This is a genomic window from Actinomyces sp. HPA0247 (assembly GCA_000411415.1).
Taxonomy (GTDB): domain Bacteria; phylum Actinomycetota; class Actinomycetes; order Actinomycetales; family Actinomycetaceae; genus Pauljensenia.
The window spans coordinates 161,478-176,984 of sequence record KE150452.1 but is presented as its reverse complement, the minus strand read 5'-3'; the positions used below and the strand labels follow the sequence as shown (position 1 = coordinate 176,984).

The 15,507-nt window shown below is 63.5% G+C and carries 13 protein-coding genes; all 13 read left to right on the top strand.

Annotated features, from left to right (window positions below):
• Window positions 1-29: 29 nt before the first annotated feature.
• The 13 genes from HMPREF1478_RS08880 (at window position 30) to lgt (ending at window position 15,403) form a co-directional block, all read left to right on the top strand.
• Entirely contained in the window at window positions 30-1,358 is a 1,329-nt protein-coding gene (locus HMPREF1478_RS08880; RefSeq protein ID WP_016461736.1) for a hypothetical protein, read from the top strand.
• A gap of 10 nt (window positions 1,359-1,368) precedes the next feature.
• The gene (locus HMPREF1478_RS08875; protein WP_016461735.1) at window positions 1,369-2,712 is read left to right on the top strand and encodes a replication-associated recombination protein A; all 1,344 of its coding nucleotides are present in this window, start codon (window positions 1,369-1,371) and stop codon (window positions 2,710-2,712) included.
• A gap of 119 nt (window positions 2,713-2,831) precedes the next feature.
• On the top strand, window positions 2,832-3,455 hold the full coding sequence (gene rpsD, locus HMPREF1478_RS08870) for a 30S ribosomal protein S4 (protein WP_016461734.1): 624 nt from the start codon (window positions 2,832-2,834) through the stop codon (window positions 3,453-3,455).
• Between the two features lie 119 nt (window positions 3,456-3,574).
• A complete protein-coding gene (gene alaS / locus HMPREF1478_RS08865; RefSeq protein WP_016461733.1) occupies window positions 3,575-6,283 on the top strand; it encodes an alanine--tRNA ligase in 2,709 nt (902 codons plus the stop codon).
• Window positions 6,280-6,768, top strand: coding sequence for a Holliday junction resolvase RuvX (ruvX, locus tag HMPREF1478_RS08860; protein WP_016461732.1), 489 nt, complete (start codon window positions 6,280-6,282; stop codon window positions 6,766-6,768). The genes alaS and ruvX overlap by 4 nt, the downstream gene beginning before the upstream one ends.
• Complete coding sequence (gene mltG / locus HMPREF1478_RS08855) at window positions 6,765-8,225, top strand: endolytic transglycosylase MltG (protein WP_016461731.1); 1,461 nt, start codon at window positions 6,765-6,767, stop codon at window positions 8,223-8,225. The genes ruvX and mltG overlap by 4 nt, the downstream gene beginning before the upstream one ends.
• Window positions 8,222-9,082: a shikimate dehydrogenase gene (locus tag HMPREF1478_RS08850; RefSeq protein WP_016461730.1), complete on the top strand. Its 861-nt coding sequence runs from the start codon at window positions 8,222-8,224 to the stop codon at window positions 9,080-9,082. The genes mltG and HMPREF1478_RS08850 overlap by 4 nt, the downstream gene beginning before the upstream one ends.
• Entirely contained in the window at window positions 9,079-9,771 is a 693-nt protein-coding gene (locus tag HMPREF1478_RS08845; protein ID WP_016461729.1) for a prepilin peptidase, read from the top strand. The genes HMPREF1478_RS08850 and HMPREF1478_RS08845 overlap by 4 nt, the downstream gene beginning before the upstream one ends.
• 103 nt (window positions 9,772-9,874) lie before the next feature.
• On the top strand, window positions 9,875-11,404 hold the full coding sequence (locus HMPREF1478_RS08840) for a chorismate-binding protein (protein ID WP_034475605.1): 1,530 nt from the start codon (window positions 9,875-9,877) through the stop codon (window positions 11,402-11,404).
• An 88-nt stretch (window positions 11,405-11,492) separates the two neighbouring features.
• Window positions 11,493-12,341: an indole-3-glycerol phosphate synthase TrpC gene (gene trpC / locus HMPREF1478_RS08835; protein WP_016461727.1), complete on the top strand. Its 849-nt coding sequence runs from the start codon at window positions 11,493-11,495 to the stop codon at window positions 12,339-12,341.
• Window positions 12,341-13,636 (top strand): tryptophan synthase subunit beta, encoded by a 1,296-nt coding sequence (gene trpB / locus HMPREF1478_RS08830; RefSeq protein WP_016461726.1) that lies wholly within the window; start codon window positions 12,341-12,343, stop codon window positions 13,634-13,636. Before trpC ends, trpB begins: the two co-directional genes overlap by 1 nt.
• A gap of 1 nt (window position 13,637) precedes the next feature.
• Window positions 13,638-14,447, top strand: coding sequence for a tryptophan synthase subunit alpha (gene trpA / locus HMPREF1478_RS08825; protein ID WP_016461725.1), 810 nt, complete (start codon window positions 13,638-13,640; stop codon window positions 14,445-14,447).
• The gene (gene lgt, locus HMPREF1478_RS08820) at window positions 14,444-15,403 is read left to right on the top strand and encodes a prolipoprotein diacylglyceryl transferase (protein ID WP_016461724.1); all 960 of its coding nucleotides are present in this window, start codon (window positions 14,444-14,446) and stop codon (window positions 15,401-15,403) included. The genes trpA and lgt overlap by 4 nt, the downstream gene beginning before the upstream one ends.
• Window positions 15,404-15,507: the final 104 nt, after the last annotated feature.

Below are 15,507 nucleotides of genomic sequence, written 5' to 3'. Positions count from 1 at the left end.
CTGAGGATTAAGTCACTAAGGAGAACGGTATGCAGCACGCACGGGCCGCTTCTGCCCTTGCCGCGCGCGGCCTCGGAGGGCGCAGTCGATTGATGAGCCTCCTGATGGCCCTGTGCCTGTTCGCTGCCATCGCGCTTGCGATCCCCGGATTTGCTGCTCGCGCAGACGGTAACGACGGGGCCATCCCCGTCCCGACCACCGCATTCACTGTTCGAATCGAACAGGGCTCCTCTTTTGAGAAGCAGTACGGGGATAAGGGCTACTGGGGCGTGATGCTCGACTCGGGTCGCGTGACGCCTGTTGAGCAGCCGACGTATGAGCGTGATGGCGAAACGGTACCCGTGACCGCTGATGATGTGTGGGTTGCCACCAGTCCGCACAACTACACCCTGAAGGTCCCTGTGCCCAATGGACAGAACAATGTCGAGGGCATCACGTGGGAGCCTGGAACGAAGCACACCGTCACGGTGCTCATGTTCAAGGAAGGGCGAGATCTCGTTGAGGGTGAGCCTGTGACCTACACCGTGAGCGTGTATCAGCCTGTTGGTAACGACGACACGCGCAGACCTGAACCGACGACGGACCCGACGGCCGATCCCGCGCCTCAGCCCACGGCCGAGCCGACGACCGATCCTGCACCGGAACCGACTTCCGATCCCGCGCCCGCACCGACGAGCGAGCCCAGTGCCGATCCCGCGCCTGCTCCCACCACTGAGCAGCCCGCGCCTGCGCCCGATGATCCACAGCTCCCCGCCGTCCGTCCGACCCCGACGCCTTCCGAGGCGCCGAGTCCGACACCATCTGCGAGTGCTTCTGCTGCATCCGCGCAGCCTTCCGACACCCCGGTGTCGCCTATTTCTGACGTGTCGCAGCTGACTGATGCGAACAAGGGTGGCGTGAGCGCAGCTTTCACCGGCGGACAGCTGACGATTAACGTTCCTTCGGATAAGGCCGTTGCTGGCGACTGGGTGAGCGCGAATATCATGCAGACCGGTGAGGCCCGCTGGCTTCAGGTCGAAGACTCCAATCAGGTGTCGATGGAGGTTACGGGCCTTCCGATGGGCGACTACAAGGTCGTCGTCGCGAACCGTCAGCATGAACTGGTCGGTTGGGCTGAGTTCAAGGTCGCTTCGACGGTTGCCGCAGCCGGTGCTGGGTCGTCTGTTGACGCCTCGGGCGGCGTGAAGCTGCACGCTGAAATGCTGTCTTCCTCCCTGTCCGGTAATGAGTCTGAAGGACTGAATGGCTATCTCCTGGGTGCCGGTGCCTGCATGCTGATCCTCGGAGGCCTCGTGGTCGTCCAGGTTCTCTCCGGTCCCAAGATTGGCTCTTCCTCGAATGGAGTCACATTGTCCTAAGCTAGGGCTCATGGATCTGTTTGATTCTGAATCTATCGACGAGTCGGGCGTGCCTGCATTCAATGCGGGCGCGCCCCTCGCCGTTCGTATGCGTCCTACGACACTTGCACAGGTCGTTGGACAGTCGCACCTGCTCGGTGAGGGGGCGCCGTTGCGGCGCCTTCTCTCGCCTGGAGCCAGCGACGGTGTTGCAGTGTCCTCCGTTGTGCTCTGGGGTCCTCCGGGTACTGGTAAGACGACGCTCGCGTATTTGATCGCGCGCGCATCCGGACGGCGGTTTATCGAGCTCTCCGCCGTTTCCTCGGGCGTCAGTGACGTGCGGCGTGTTGTCGATGATGCGCGTCGAACTCTCGCCAGCGGGGGAGAAGAAACCATTCTGTTCGTCGACGAGGTGCATCGCTTCTCGAAGTCGCAGCAGGACTCGCTCCTTCCTGCCGTCGAGAATCGGTGGGTCGTCCTCGTTGCAGCGACGACTGAAAATCCATCGTTCTCGGTGATTTCTCCGCTCCTGTCGCGCTCGCTCCTCTTAACCCTGCGTCCTCTTGACGCGGATGCAATCGAGGGGCTCATTCGCCGTGCGTTGGCGGATGAGCGCGGCCTTGGTGGGCGTTTTTCTATTACGGACGAGGCCGTGGCCGGACTTGTGCGCCTGGCGGGCTCGGATGCTCGTAAGTCTTTGACGCTCCTCGAAGCAGCTGCGGGTGTTGCCAGCGATGATGGATCCGGTGAGATTACGGTCGCGAGCGTTGAGGCGGCGGCCAATCAGGCCCTCGTTCGCTGGAGTAAAGATCAGCACTACGATGTGGCAAGCGCGTTTATTAAGTCGATGCGCGGTTCTGATGTGGACGCAGCTCTTCACTACCTCGCCCGTATGATCGAGGCCGGTGAGGACCCGCGTTTTATCGCGCGACGCATCATGATCGCCGCTTCGGAGGAAGTGGGAATGGCCGCTCCCGAGGTGCTGACGACCTGCGTGAGCGTCGCCCAGGGAGTCGCGCTGATCGGTATGCCCGAGGCGCGTCTGCTCCTCGCTCAGGCAGTCGTTGCCGTGGCGACAGCCCCGAAGTCGAATGCGACGTACCTGGCGATCGATCGTGCGATCGCCGATGTGCGCGCCGGGCGTGGGGGAGCGGTGCCCGAGCATCTGCGCGATGCGCACTATTCCGGCGCCAAGTCTCTGGGACACGGTGACGGGTACCTGTACGCGCACGATCATCCGCACCACGTCGCGGCGCAGCAGTACCTGCCGGACGACCTCGAAGGTACGCATTACTATGAGCCCACGGAAAACGGCCATGAGGCGATGCTCACGAAGCGGCTCGGTGTGATTCGCAATTTGCTGAAAAGACGCTAGGATGGAACAGTTGTCCGCATCAGCGGGCACCTGGGGCCTTAGCCGACGGGTCGATGTGATCCTGGAGTTGGCCCCATGCCGGGATCTCCGGCATGACACGAGAAACAGGAAGAAGAAACATGGCAACGAATCGTTCCCGCAAGCAGGTGCGCGAGTCCCGCGCCCTCGGTCTGGCCCTGACCCCCAAGGCTGTTCGCTACTTCGAGAAGCGTCCCTACGGCCCCGGTGAGCACGGCCGTACCCGCCGCCGCCAGGATTCCGACTACGCCGTTCGTCTGAAGGAAAAGCAGCGTCTGCGCGCCCAGTACGGCATCCGTGAGTCGCAGCTGCGCCGCGCCTTCGAAGAGGCTCGTCGTACCGCTGGCCTGACCGGTGAGAACCTGGTTGAGCTGCTCGAGATGCGTCTGGACGCCCTCGTCCTGCGCGCCGGCTTCGCCCGCACCATCCAGCAGGCTCGTCAGTTCGTCGTTCACCGTCACATCCTCGTTGACGGCAAGATCGTCGATCGCCCCTCGTTCCGCGTGAAGCCCGGCCAGACCCTGCAGGTCAAGCCCAAGTCGCAGACCACGGTTCCCTTCGAGATCGCTGCCGAGGGTATCCACCGCGACGTGCTGCCCGCCGTCCCCGAGTACCTGGACGTTGACCTGGCTCGCCTGAAGGCGACCCTGGTGCGTCGCCCGAAGCGCGCTGAGGTCCCCGTGACCGTCGACGTTCAGATGGTCGTTGAGCACTACTCGCGCTGACACAATTCATTCCCGCGCCCCCGAGCCATGCTCGGGGGCGCGGTTTTTCTTTTATCCCACTGTCCGCTTGCGCGTGCCGACGTGCCGCGACCGGCGCAGAGCGTCTAACATGGGGGACTATGCGTACGTCTGAAATCCGCACCCGCTGGCTCGAATACTTCAAGAAGCAGGGGCATGAGATTCGTCCTTCCGTTTCTCTCGTCTCCCCGGAGCCCTCGATTCTGTTCACGATCGCGGGCATGGTTCCGTTTATCCCCTACATCACGGGTGTTGAGCCCGCGCCGTGGCCTCGTGCCGCGTCGGTGCAGAAGTGTATTCGCACGAACGACATCGATAACGTCGGTAAGACGACCCGTCACGGCACGTTCTTCCAGATGAACGGCAACTTCTCGTTCGGCGACTACTTCAAGGAAGGCGCGATCAACTACGCCTGGGAGCTGCTGACGGGTTCGCGCGACGAGGGAATGTATGGCCTCGACGGTGATCGCTTCTGGGTGACGCTGTGGGACCAGGACGAGGAAGCCTTCAACGTCCTGACCAAGCAGATCGGCATGGATCCCAAGCACATCGTGCGCCTGCCTCGTGAGGAAAACTTCTGGGACACCGGCCAGCCGGGTCCCGCCGGCCCCTGTGCGGAGTGGCACTATGATCGCGGCCCCGAGTACGGTCCCGAGGCCGTGGGCGGCACTGTTGACCCGGGTGGCGACCGCTACCTTGAGGTCTGGAACCTGGTCTTCGACCAGTACATGCGCGGTGAGGGGACGGGTAAGGACTACCCGCTGCTGGGCGAGCTCGACAAGAAGGCGATTGATACGGGCGCAGGCCTCGAACGTCTGGCCTTCGTCATGCAGGACAAGCCCAACATGTACGAGATCGACGAGGTGTTCCCCGTCATCGACGCTGCCATGCAGATGAGTGGCAAGCGCTACGGTCTGGGCGCTGCGGGTCCCGAGGCCGGTGCCGCCTATGACGATGACGTGCGCATGCGTGTCGTGGCCGACCACGTGCGTTCCTCTCTCATGCTGATCGGCGATGGCGTGCGTCCCGGTAACGATGGCCGCGGCTACGTGCTGCGTCGTCTGATCCGTCGTGCTGTTCGCTCCATGCGCCTGCTGGGCGTCGACGAGGCAACCATGCCAACCCTCCTCACCGCTTCCAAGGACGCGATGAAGGCGTCCTACCCCGAGCTCGAGACCAACTGGAAGACGATCTCGGAGGTCGCCTACGCGGAGGAAGACGCCTTCCGTCGCACGCTGAGCGCCGGTACGACGATCCTGGACGCTGCGGTTGCCAGTGCGAAGGAATCGAAGGGCGCCCCCGTTATTTCCGGTGCCTCTGCGTTCTCGCTGCACGACACCTACGGATTCCCGATTGACCTGACCCTCGAGATGGCTGCCGAACAGGGCGTGTCCGTCGACGAGGAGGGCTTCCGCAGCCTCATGGCCGAGCAGAAGGAACGCGCACGCGCCGACGCCCGTTCGAAGAAGACTGGACACACTGACGTCCGTGTCTTCCACGAGATTGAGAAGGCGATGGGTGGTGGCTCGACGTTCCTGGGCTACACGGAGCAGGCCGCCGAGGCCACTGTCGAAGCGCTGCTCGTTGACGGTGTTGCGGCACCCGCGGCAAGCGCGCCCGCCGAGGTCGAGGTGATCCTTGACCGCACGCCCTTCTACGCTGAAATGGGTGGCCAGCTGGCCGACCACGGTACGATCCGTCTCGCTGGCGGTGGCGTTGTTGAGGTTCACGACGTTCAGGCACCGATCCGTGGCCTGAGCGTTCACCGCGGCACTCTCACCGAGGGTGGCATGACGGTGGGCGAGAAGGCATACGCCGAGATTGATGGCGAGCGCCGTCTGGCGATCGCTCGTGCCCACACTGCCACGCACATGGTGTACGCGGGCCTGCGCAACGTCGTGTCGAAGGATGCGACGCAGGCCGGTTCTGAGAACTCGCCGTCGCGACTGCGCTTCGACTTCCGTCACGGTGCGGCGCTTGACGGCTCTCAGATCAATGATATTGAGGCGCTCGTCAACGAGAAGCTCGCCCAGGATCTGGCCGTGACGACCGAGGTGATGAGCCTCGACGAGGCAAAGGCCGCCGGCGCCATCGCGCTGTTCGGAGAAAAGTACGGATCAGAGGTCCGCGTCGTCACGATTGGCGATGGCTTCGACCGTGAGTTGTGCGGTGGCACCCACGTGCCGACGACCGGACACATCGGTCGCATTACGGTGCTCAGCGAAGGCTCCGTTGGGTCCGGCGTACGCCGTATCGACGCGCTCGTCGGCGACGGTGCATACGAGTTCCAGGCCAAGGAGCACGCGCTCGTTGCCCAGCTGTCTCAGCTCGTTGGTGGTCGTGCGGATGAGCTGCCCGATCGCATTGAGTCCCTTCTGTCCAAGCTGCGCGAGTCCGAGAAGGAACTGGAGAAGATGCGCACCGCTCAGGCTCTCAGCCGCGGTGCCGATCTTGCGGCTTCCGCCTCGGCTATTGGCGCCGTCAGCGTCGTGGCTGCCGCCGTTGGCGACATGCCGTCGGCCGACGCCCTGCGTACCCTTGCGCTCGACGTCCGTGACCGCCTCGGTAATGAGCGCGGCGTCGTCGTTGCCCTCGGTGGTCTCGTTGGCGGTAAGCCCTCGCTTGTTGTTGCGACGAACGAGGCCGCGCGTGAGCAGTCCGTGAAGGCAGGCGCCCTTGTTCGCGCCGTTGGCAAGTACATGGGCGGTGGCGGTGGTGGCCGCGATGACATTGCTCAGGGTGGCGGCACGAAGCCCGAGGGCATCGCGGACGCGATCGACGCGATCCGCAAGGAAATCGAGGCTCTGTGAGCATTCGTCGGGGTATTCGCATCGGCGTGGACGTCGGCACCGTGCGTGTCGGCGTCAGCCGGTGCGACCCTGACGGTATTCTCACGATGCCCGTCGAAACCCTGCACAGGGCCCCTGACCTGTCTGATCTCGATCGCCTCGCCGACATTGTCCGTCGTCATGACGCGATCGAAGTGATCGTTGGGCTGCCCCGTCATCTGCGCGGGGGAGAGGGCGTTTCTGCGAAGGGAGCGCGCAAGTATGCGCGCCGCATCAAGAAGCTTGTTCCCGGTGTTCGGGTCGCGATGGTCGATGAGCGCATGACGTCCAACCAGGCGCATGCGCGACTGCGCGCCTCCGGCATCCCGGAAATCGACCATCGCAGTGTCATCGACCAGGTGGCCGCCCAGATCATCTTGGAGCAGGCGCTCGAGCTTGAACGCATGGGCGGTCGAGCCCCCGGTGAGGAGATCATCCTCGAACCCAACGAAGGAGTACACACGTGAGTACGCCTCCCCCTTACCCCTTCCGTTCTCGCCGTGAGATTCACTCCGGCGAACCCAAGGTCTACTCCGACGCTCCACGTGATAACTCCAGCGTCGAGTCCTCGAAGAACTCCGTGTCGACCTCCGCGTCGACCCCGCTTCACGGCACACCTGCGGTGGCCCCGGCCTCGGCCGACACAGAGGCTGTACCTGCGCGTGGTGCGAGTCGTCGTCAGCGCTCGGCGCCGATCCCGTCCTTCGATGAGGTGACTGACAGCGCTGCGGCACCGCGTGTTCCCGCTTCGACCGCCCGCACAAGCAGTGTTGCGACGGTCGTTGAGACGGCGTCTGAAACGACAGGTATGCGCTCGCGCAGGCTCGCCAGCGAACGCCGCGCAGCCCGTAAACGCAAGCGTCGTCGTCGCATTCGTTCGTTCTTCATCATCGTTCTCGTGCTCGGCTTAGTCGCCGGTGCAAGCTACGTTGCCTACGATCAGCTCTTCAACTCATCGACAACCTCGTCGGATGACTATCCGGGCCCCGGTTCCGGCTCGGTCGAGGTGACCATTGATGAGGAGGCCTCGGGCCGTGCGATCGGCCAGACCCTGGTGGAAGCGGGCGTCGTGAAGTCCGTGGGTGCTTTCGTGCGCCAGTTCGAGAAGACTTCGGCGGCAATGTCGATTCGCCCTGGTACGTACCGTTTGAAGCAACAGATGAGCGCCTCTGCAGCGCTCGCCGCTTTGCTGGACGAGACGAATCGTGTGGACTCGACGGTGACTATCGGTTCCGGCCAGAAGCTGTCGGAAGTGAAGCAACGCATCATCGATATCATGGGCGTTTCCGAGGCCGACGTCGATGCGGCATTCGCCGATACCGAGGCTATCGGTCTGCCCTCTGAGGCCGGCGGTAACGCCGAAGGATGGCTCCTTCCCGGCTCCTATGAGGTCGGCGAAACAGACACGCCGACCACCCTTATCGCGCGCATGGTCAAGGGCACGATCGATGAACTCGACCGTCTGGGTGTTGCTCCCGCAGACCGCGAAACCGTCCTCATCAAGGCGTCTATCGTTGATGGTGAGATGAACATCGACAGGTATATGCCGATGGTCGCCCGCGTGATCGATAACCGCCTGGCGGATACAAACGGTGAAACGAAGGGCATGCTGGGCATGGACTCAACGGTCCTGTACGGCGTTGGGAAGACCAGCGGTGTGCCCGATCAGGCGGATCTCGATAATGACAACCCGTATAACACGCGCCTGCACCCGGGACTGCCACCCACTCCGATTGGCCAGCCGAGCGAAAAGGCCATCAAGGCCGTGCTGAATCCGGCCGATGGAACATGGCTGTACTTTGTGACGGTCAACCTGGACACAGGCGAGACCCTGTTCGCCTCCACTCTGGAAGAACAGGAGAAGAACCGCGAGAAGTTCAAGGCGTACTGCGCTGCGAATCCGAAGGTCTGCACGGCATCATGACGTGGGCCGCCGTGATCGGCTCGCCGATCGAGCATTCTCTGTCGCCGGTCATTCACCGCGCGGCATGGGCGCAGCTTGGCATCGAGGGGTGGGAGTACCGTCGGCTTGAGCAAGACCGCGAGTCACTTCCCGGTTTCGTTGGTGGCCTGGGTGCTGACTGCGCGGGCTTGTCGGTGACAATGCCCTGCAAACAGGCGGTGATGCCGCTCCTGGATGCGATTGATCCGTTAGCGAGCGCGGTTGGCGCGGTCAATACGGTTGTTCCGTCCTCGGGCATTCTTGCGGGTTTCAATACCGACGTGACGGGGATCGCGTCGGCTGTCCGCCGCGCATGTTCGATTCAGGGGCGCTCGCTTCCGTCGAGTGCTCTGATCCTCGGTGCCCGCGCCACGGCTTCGTCTGCCCTCGCCGCGCTTGGCGAGCTGGGGATGACGACGTCGACTGTCGCTGCGCGCCGCTTCGGCGGTCCCGGATCGGTTGTTGCTGCTGCCTCGCGTCTGGGCGTGGCCATCGAACAGGTTCTGTGGTCCGACGTCGAGGCCGTGTCGAAGGCGGCGCGCGAGGCTGACCTCATCATCTCAACCCTGCCCGCTGGTGTTGCGGATCCGCTCGCGCAGTGTCTCGATGTGCGCGAGCGGCAGGTCCTCCTCGATGTTGTCTATTCCCCGCGCAATACGGCGTTGCGCGCTGCCTATGAGGCAGGCGGTGGCATTGTTGCTGAGGGCACGGATATGCTGGTCTATCAGGCAGGTGCACAGGTCCAGCTGATGACCGGGCGCAGCCCCGATATCGACGTGATGCGCGGGGCTCTCGAGGAGGAGCTGGAACGGCGCTCACAGGAAGGCCGGGCGTCGTGATCGTCGGTTGGCTTCCCCAGCGCATCAGTGCGGATCTGTCGCTCGTCTCGGGATTTCTCACATGGATCATTGTGCTGGTGTGGCTGTGGAGGTCCGGGTGGAAGATCCAGCGGCGGTATTTTATTGAAGCGACTCGTACCCCGCTGACGCGCAACGCGATTGTGTGGAGTTCTGCGATCGTTGGGGCGATCCTATTCGTGGCGGCGCAGATGCGTCCCGGCATGCCCTCGGTCATGACGGTTGCGATGATCGGGGCGCTGAGCGCCTACGTTGATGCTCAGACTCATCGTCTGCCCAACGCGTATACAGTGGCGATGGGTATCGGCGTGACGGTGGGCGTTGTCGTCGGTGCCATCATTTCGCCCCTGTGGCAGCAGCGCCTCATCGGATGCGTTGCTGGGGCTCTCATCTGGACGATTCCGATCGCACTGCTCAACCGTCTGCCCGGCGGTATGGGTGGGGGAGACGTGAAGCTCGCACCCGTTCTGGGCGCGATGGCAGGATCCGTCGGTATCGAGGCTGCGGTCTCCTCCCTGGCTTTGTCGTTTGTGTTGGCCGGGTTTGCTGCGCTCTGGAAAATCGTGATCGGCTCGGCCGGGACGAAGTCACGTGTGCCGATGGGGCCTTGGATGATCGGATCCGCACTGATGGCTGCGATTGCCTGGGGTGTCGTTCCGGACTGGCTGTAGCACTATTGTTCGGTCTCATTGTGGACCCCACTGGGACGAGTCCGCTTCCGGATGGGACAATGGACTGGTGACTATTTCGACGCCTTCGTATCAGTGTGAGCCTGTGAGCCTCGAGTGGGGCCAGACCTGGCCCCCGCGCGACGTCTTTGTCGATCTTGCAGCCTCACGGCGCGTGATCCCCGTCGTTCGGCGAGTGCTCGCTGATGAGCTGAGTGCGGTGGGCGTCTACCGACAGCTCGCCCATGGCAACTACGGCAGCTTCATTCTTGAGTCTGCGGAGCACGGTGGTTCGTGGGGGCGCTGGTCTTTTGTGGGAGCGTCGAGTGCCGGTGCCATCGTCGCACGCGACGGCCATGCACGATGGATCGGTTCCCACCCGGAAGGTGCTCGTGAGGAGGGAACGTTCCTGGAGGTCGTTCACTCCGCTCTCGAGGAGCTGGCTGCGCCGCCGATTCAAGGCTTGCCTCCGCTGACGGGCGCTCTCGTTGGTTCTCTCGGTTGGGGCATCATTCCTGAGTGGGAGCCGACGCTCGCCGCGACAGCCCCGAAGGAGTCGGATATTCCGGACGCGACGCTCGTGTTGGCGACAGAGGTCGCTGCCCTCGACCATGCGACGGGTTCGGTGTACCTGATGGCGATCGCCTGGAACCTCAACGGTTCGGCGGACGGCGTTGACGGCGCGTACGACCGTGCGATTGAGCGTCTCGATGCGATGACGCAACAGCTCGCAACCCCGATCGCGCCGGCGGTCCTGGGTACCAGCGACGCGACGCCGCCTCAGGTACGTCAACGGACGACCCGTGCTGATTTCGAGTCTTCCGTCCATGCAGCCAAACGCGCCATTGAAGACGGTGATGCGTTCCAGATCGTGGTGTCGCAGCGCCTCGACGTGTCGACGTCGGCCAGTGGTATCGACGTCTACCGCGTCTTGCGTACGGTCAATCCGTCGCCCTACATGTATTTCCTGGACCTACCCGATGAAAAGGGAGGCCATTTCGAGGTTGTCGGTTCGTCTCCGGAGACCCTCGTCAAGAGTGAGCGACGCCGCGTCTGGACGTATCCGATCGCCGGCTCGCGTCCCCGCGGTGCGGATTCTGCCGAGGATCACCGACTGGCGGCTGAGCTGCTCGAGGACCCCAAGGAACTGTCGGAGCACGTGATGCTCGTCGACCTGGCACGCAACGATCTGTCGAAGGTGTGTGATCCCGCGTCAGTTGAGGTTTCGACTCTTATGGAGCTGAAGCGTTTCTCGCACATTCAGCACATTTCGTCCACGGTAACGGGGGTGCTGCGCCCGGATGCTGATGCTCTTGATGCCCTGGTTGCGACGTTCCCCGCGGGTACCCTGTCGGGTGCGCCCAAGCCTCGTGCCATCCAGCTGATCGATGACTTCGAGCCCGCTGCGCGAGGCGTGTACGGTGGCGTCGTCGGCTACTTCGACCTGTCCGGTGACGCTGATCTGGCGATCGCTATTCGTACGGCATCGCTGAAGGATGGTGTTGCCTCGGTGCAGGCGGGTGCGGGACTCGTTGCTGATTCGGTCCCGGCGCTTGAGTACGAGGAGTCCCGTAACAAGGCCGCTGCCGCAGTCGAGTCCGTCGTGCGGGCATCGACCCTGGTCCCCCTGTCCTGACCCGCCCTGCGGGATGCCTCACCCGCCGTCGGCCATTTTTCGCTAGCCTAGGTGAGGAATGATCGTTTCTGCCTGAAAGGGGAGCGTCGTGAGCGTTCTCAATGACATTATCGCCGGGGTCCGGCAGGACCTGAAGGAGCGTGAAGACCGCGTCCCTTTGGCTCGGATCAAGGAGATGGAGACTCAGGTTCCGGAGGCGAAGGATGCGCTTGGTGCTCTGCGGGGCCGAGACGGCGCCGTCAAGATCATCTCCGAGGTGAAGCGCTCGTCGCCGTCGAAGGGCGCGCTGGCGGCGATCCCGGATCCGGCCGCGCTCGCCTCAACGTACGAGGCCGGGGGAGCCTCGGTCATTTCGGTGCTCACTGAGCAGCGTCGCTTTCACGGTTCGCTCGCCGATCTTGATGCGGTACGCGCAGCCGTTGACATTCCGATCCTTCGCAAGGACTTCATCGTGACGCCCTATCAGATTCACGAGGCGCGTGCTCACGGCGCTGATCTCGTGCTCCTGATCGTTGCGGCGCTTGAACAGAACGTGCTCGTGTCCCTGCTGGAGCGTACCCGCTCGCTGGGTATGGAAGCCCTGGTGGAGACGCACTCGCGCCTTGAAGCCCTCCGTGCGATGGAGGCAGGTGCCTCGATTATCGGTGTGAACGCGCGCAATCTGAAGACGCTGGAAGTTGACCGCTCGACCGTTGAGCAGGTCATCGACGTGATTCCCCAGGATGTTGTCGCTGTCGCCGAGTCTGGCGTCGCCAGCGCCCACGACGTCTTTGAATACGCCAAGTGGGGTGCGGATGCGGTGCTCGTTGGCGAGGCCCTCGTGACCTCGGGCGATCCCATGGCGAGCATTCAGGACATGGTGAGTGCCGGACAGCATCCCGCTCTGCGGACGGATCGTAAGGCTCGCGTCGCTGCGGCGCGTCAGGAAGGACAGTGATGGCATCCGATAACTTTGTGGAGGGACCGTACTTCGGTGATTTTGGCGGCCGCTTCGTTGCCGAGTCCCTCATGGGTCCCCTCGAGGAGGTTGAGGCAGCGTGGAAGCGCCTGTGGCGTGACCGGTCGTTCCAGCGCCGCCTGCGCGATCTGTTCCTGAACTACGCGGGACGTCCCTCCTTGTTGACGGAGGCTCCCCGTTTTGCTGCCGACTTGGGTGGCGTGCGTGTCTTCCTCAAGCGCGAGGACCTGAACCATACGGGCTCGCACAAGATTAACAACGTGCTTGGGCAGGCGTTGCTCACCAAGGAGCTGGGAAAGACTCGTGTCATTGCGGAGACCGGCGCGGGACAGCACGGCGTGGCCACGGCGACGGCCGCGGCGCTTCTTGGCCTGGATTGCACGATCTACATGGGCCGCGAGGACACGGAGCGCCAGGCCCTGAACGTCGCACGCATGCAGATGCTTGGCGCCGAGGTCATCGCTGTCACTGCGGGTTCCGCGACCCTCAAGGATGCGATCAACGAGGCTTTCCGTGACTGGGTGACGAACGTCGAGACGACCAACTACATCTTCGGTACCGCCGCGGGTCCGCACCCGTTCCCTGAACTCGTGCGTGACCTCCAGCGTGTTATTGGCGATGAGGCGCGTGCTCAGCTGCTCGCCGCTGAGGGACGCCTGCCCGACGTGGTGGTCGCTTGCGTGGGTGGTGGCTCCAACGCCATTGGCTCGTTCACCGCGTTCATCGATGATCCGAGTGTCGAGCTCCTTGGCTGCGAGGCTGCGGGCGATGGTTTTGAAACGGGGCGTCATGCCGCTTCTATCACGGCCGACGAGGTGGGCGTGCTTCACGGCGCGCGTACGTTCGTCCTCCAGGAGCGCGACGGCCAGACGAAGGCCTCGCACTCGATTTCCGCCGGCCTCGACTACCCGGGTGTCGGCCCGGAGCACGCCTGGTTGGCGCGGACGGGGCGCGCCTCGTACATGCCGATTTCTGACGCCGAGGCGATGGAGGCGTTCCTGCATCTGTCCCGCACCGAGGGCATCATTCCCGCCATCGAGTCCTCCCATGCCCTTGCTGGTGTCCGCAAGTGGGCGTTGGCCAAGGTCGAAGCGGAAGGACCCTTTGAACCGGGGGAGGAGCCAATCGTCATCGTGACCGTGTCTGGGCGCGGCGACAAGGACGTGGATACCGCATCGCGGTGGTTCGGCTACGGACAAGCGAAGCTGCAGGTCATCGACCCCAGTGCCGGGCCGTCGGGCGTCGCCGTCCTGGATCAAAACGAGGAGAAGTGACATGACGCGTGCACCCCATTCAGCCGTTGCCATTGATGCTGCCCGTCAGCGTGGCGACGCGGCTCTCATCGGCTACCTTCCCGTCGGCTTCCCGTCTGTTGAGGATTCGATTCGCGCGGGCAAAGTTCTGGCGGATTGCGGCGTTGACGTCATCGAACTCGGCTTCCCCTACTCGGATCCCGGAATGGATGGCCCGACGATCCAGCGAGCGACCGTTGCTGCTCTCGAGCGTGGTACCCACCTCGAGGACCTCTTCCACGCGGTGGACGAGCTGACCTCGTACGGAATTTCGACCTGCTCGATGACCTACTGGAATCCGGTTGAGTGGTGGGGCGTTGAGCGTTTCGCGAAGGATTTTGCTGCCGTGGGCGGTTCCGGCCTCATTACCCCCGACCTGCCGCCCGAAGAGGGCGCACAGTGGGAGGCCGCGTCGGATAAGTATGACCTGGAACGCATCTACCTGAGCGCCCCCTCCTCTCCCGAGCACCGCCTCAAGCTGATCGCCGAGCATTCGCGTGGCTGGGTGTATGCAGCCTCGTCGATGGGCGTCACGGGCGCGCGTGCGGCTGTTGGCGCGCATGTCGCTGACGTTGTCGCGCGTACTCGCGCCGCTGGCGCCGAGCGCGTGTGTGTGGGCCTGGGCGTCTCCAATGGCGCGCAGGCCCGTGAGATCGGCGCATATGCGGACGGAGTCATCGTCGGTTCCGCGCTGGTGAAGACGCTCTTCGACGACTCGATCGACCGTGGTCTGAAGGCTCTCGGTGAGCTTGCCACCGAACTGAAGGCCGGCGTTAGCGGGGCCCGCGCGTGAACACCCTCGTCGCTGTCGGCATCCCATCGCCTTCGCAGGGCGTCTGGCACCTCGGCCCGATCCCGCTGCGCGCCTACGGCATCATTATTGCCGTCGGCATGATCATCGGCGTCTGGTGGACCGCTCGCCGTTACCGTGCTCGCGGAGGAAATCCTGACACGCTCTACGACGTGGCCCTCTGGGCGATTCCGCTCGGAGTTGTGGGTGCGCGGATTTATCACGTCGTCACGTCCCCGGATGCCTACTTTGGCCCGGGTGGTGATCCGATGCTCGCCTTCCAGATTTGGCGCGGTGGCCTCGGAATTTGGGGTGGCGTCGCCTTCGGTGCGCTGGGTGCATTTATTGCCGTCAAGCGTGCAGGAGTGCGCTTCGGCCCGATTGCTGATTCTTTGGCCCCGGCGCTGCTCGTTGCGCAGGCCATCGGGCGGTGGGGAAACTGGTTTAACCAAGAGCTCTTCGGCGCTCCGACAACAATGCCGTGGGGACTTCAGATCGACGTAGCCCACATGCCCGCCGGGTATCCGGCGGGAACCTTATTCCACCCGACGTTCCTCTACGAGTGCCTGTGGAACCTTGCCGCAGCCGCCATTATCGTGTGGCTCGATCGTCGTCACCGCTTCGCCGGTGGCCAGGTGTTCGGTCTGTACCTGATGGCGTACACAGCGGGACGCAGCTGGATCGAAATGCTGCGCATCGATGATGCGCACCGAGTTCTCGGTCTGCGCCTCAACGTGTGGACGTCCCTGCTCGTGTTCGTGCTCGGTGTGCTTGTGTTCGTCGTCGCTGGTCGGCTGGGACGCCCGACGACCGTCGATGCACACGACGCCGAATCCGCGGCGGATGACGAGCAAGCGGAGGACCAGGCTGCCCCCGAAGACAGTGACGCTGACGATATCGTCGGTGCTGGGGTGAGTGAAGAAAAGTCCGCTAACGAGAGCACTCTCGAGTCGTTCTGATCCCGAGCTTCGTCGTTTTTCTCCGCGCGGAGGTCCTACCACAGGCGGATTCATGGGAATGATCACGTCGACCCGGAGCGGATCCTCCTCGTTTCAACTGTGAT

What these genes read in the sequence shown, in the direction of transcription:
- HMPREF1478_RS08875 (WP_016461735.1), top strand. Translation starts at nt 1,369, where the DNA reads ATGGATCTGTTTGATTCTGAATCTATCGACGAGTCGGGCGTGCCTGCA.
- rpsD (WP_016461734.1), top strand. Translation starts at nt 2,832, where the DNA reads ATGGCAACGAATCGTTCCCGCAAGCAGGTGCGCGAGTCCCGCGCCCTC.
- HMPREF1478_RS08880 (WP_016461736.1), top strand. Translation starts at nt 30, where the DNA reads ATGCAGCACGCACGGGCCGCTTCTGCCCTTGCCGCGCGCGGCCTCGGA.
- alaS (WP_016461733.1), top strand. Translation starts at nt 3,575, where the DNA reads ATGCGTACGTCTGAAATCCGCACCCGCTGGCTCGAATACTTCAAGAAG.
- HMPREF1478_RS08850 (WP_016461730.1), top strand. Translation starts at nt 8,222, where the DNA reads ATGACGTGGGCCGCCGTGATCGGCTCGCCGATCGAGCATTCTCTGTCG.
- trpA (WP_016461725.1), top strand. Translation starts at nt 13,638, where the DNA reads ATGACGCGTGCACCCCATTCAGCCGTTGCCATTGATGCTGCCCGTCAG.
- trpB (WP_016461726.1), top strand. Translation starts at nt 12,341, where the DNA reads ATGGCATCCGATAACTTTGTGGAGGGACCGTACTTCGGTGATTTTGGC.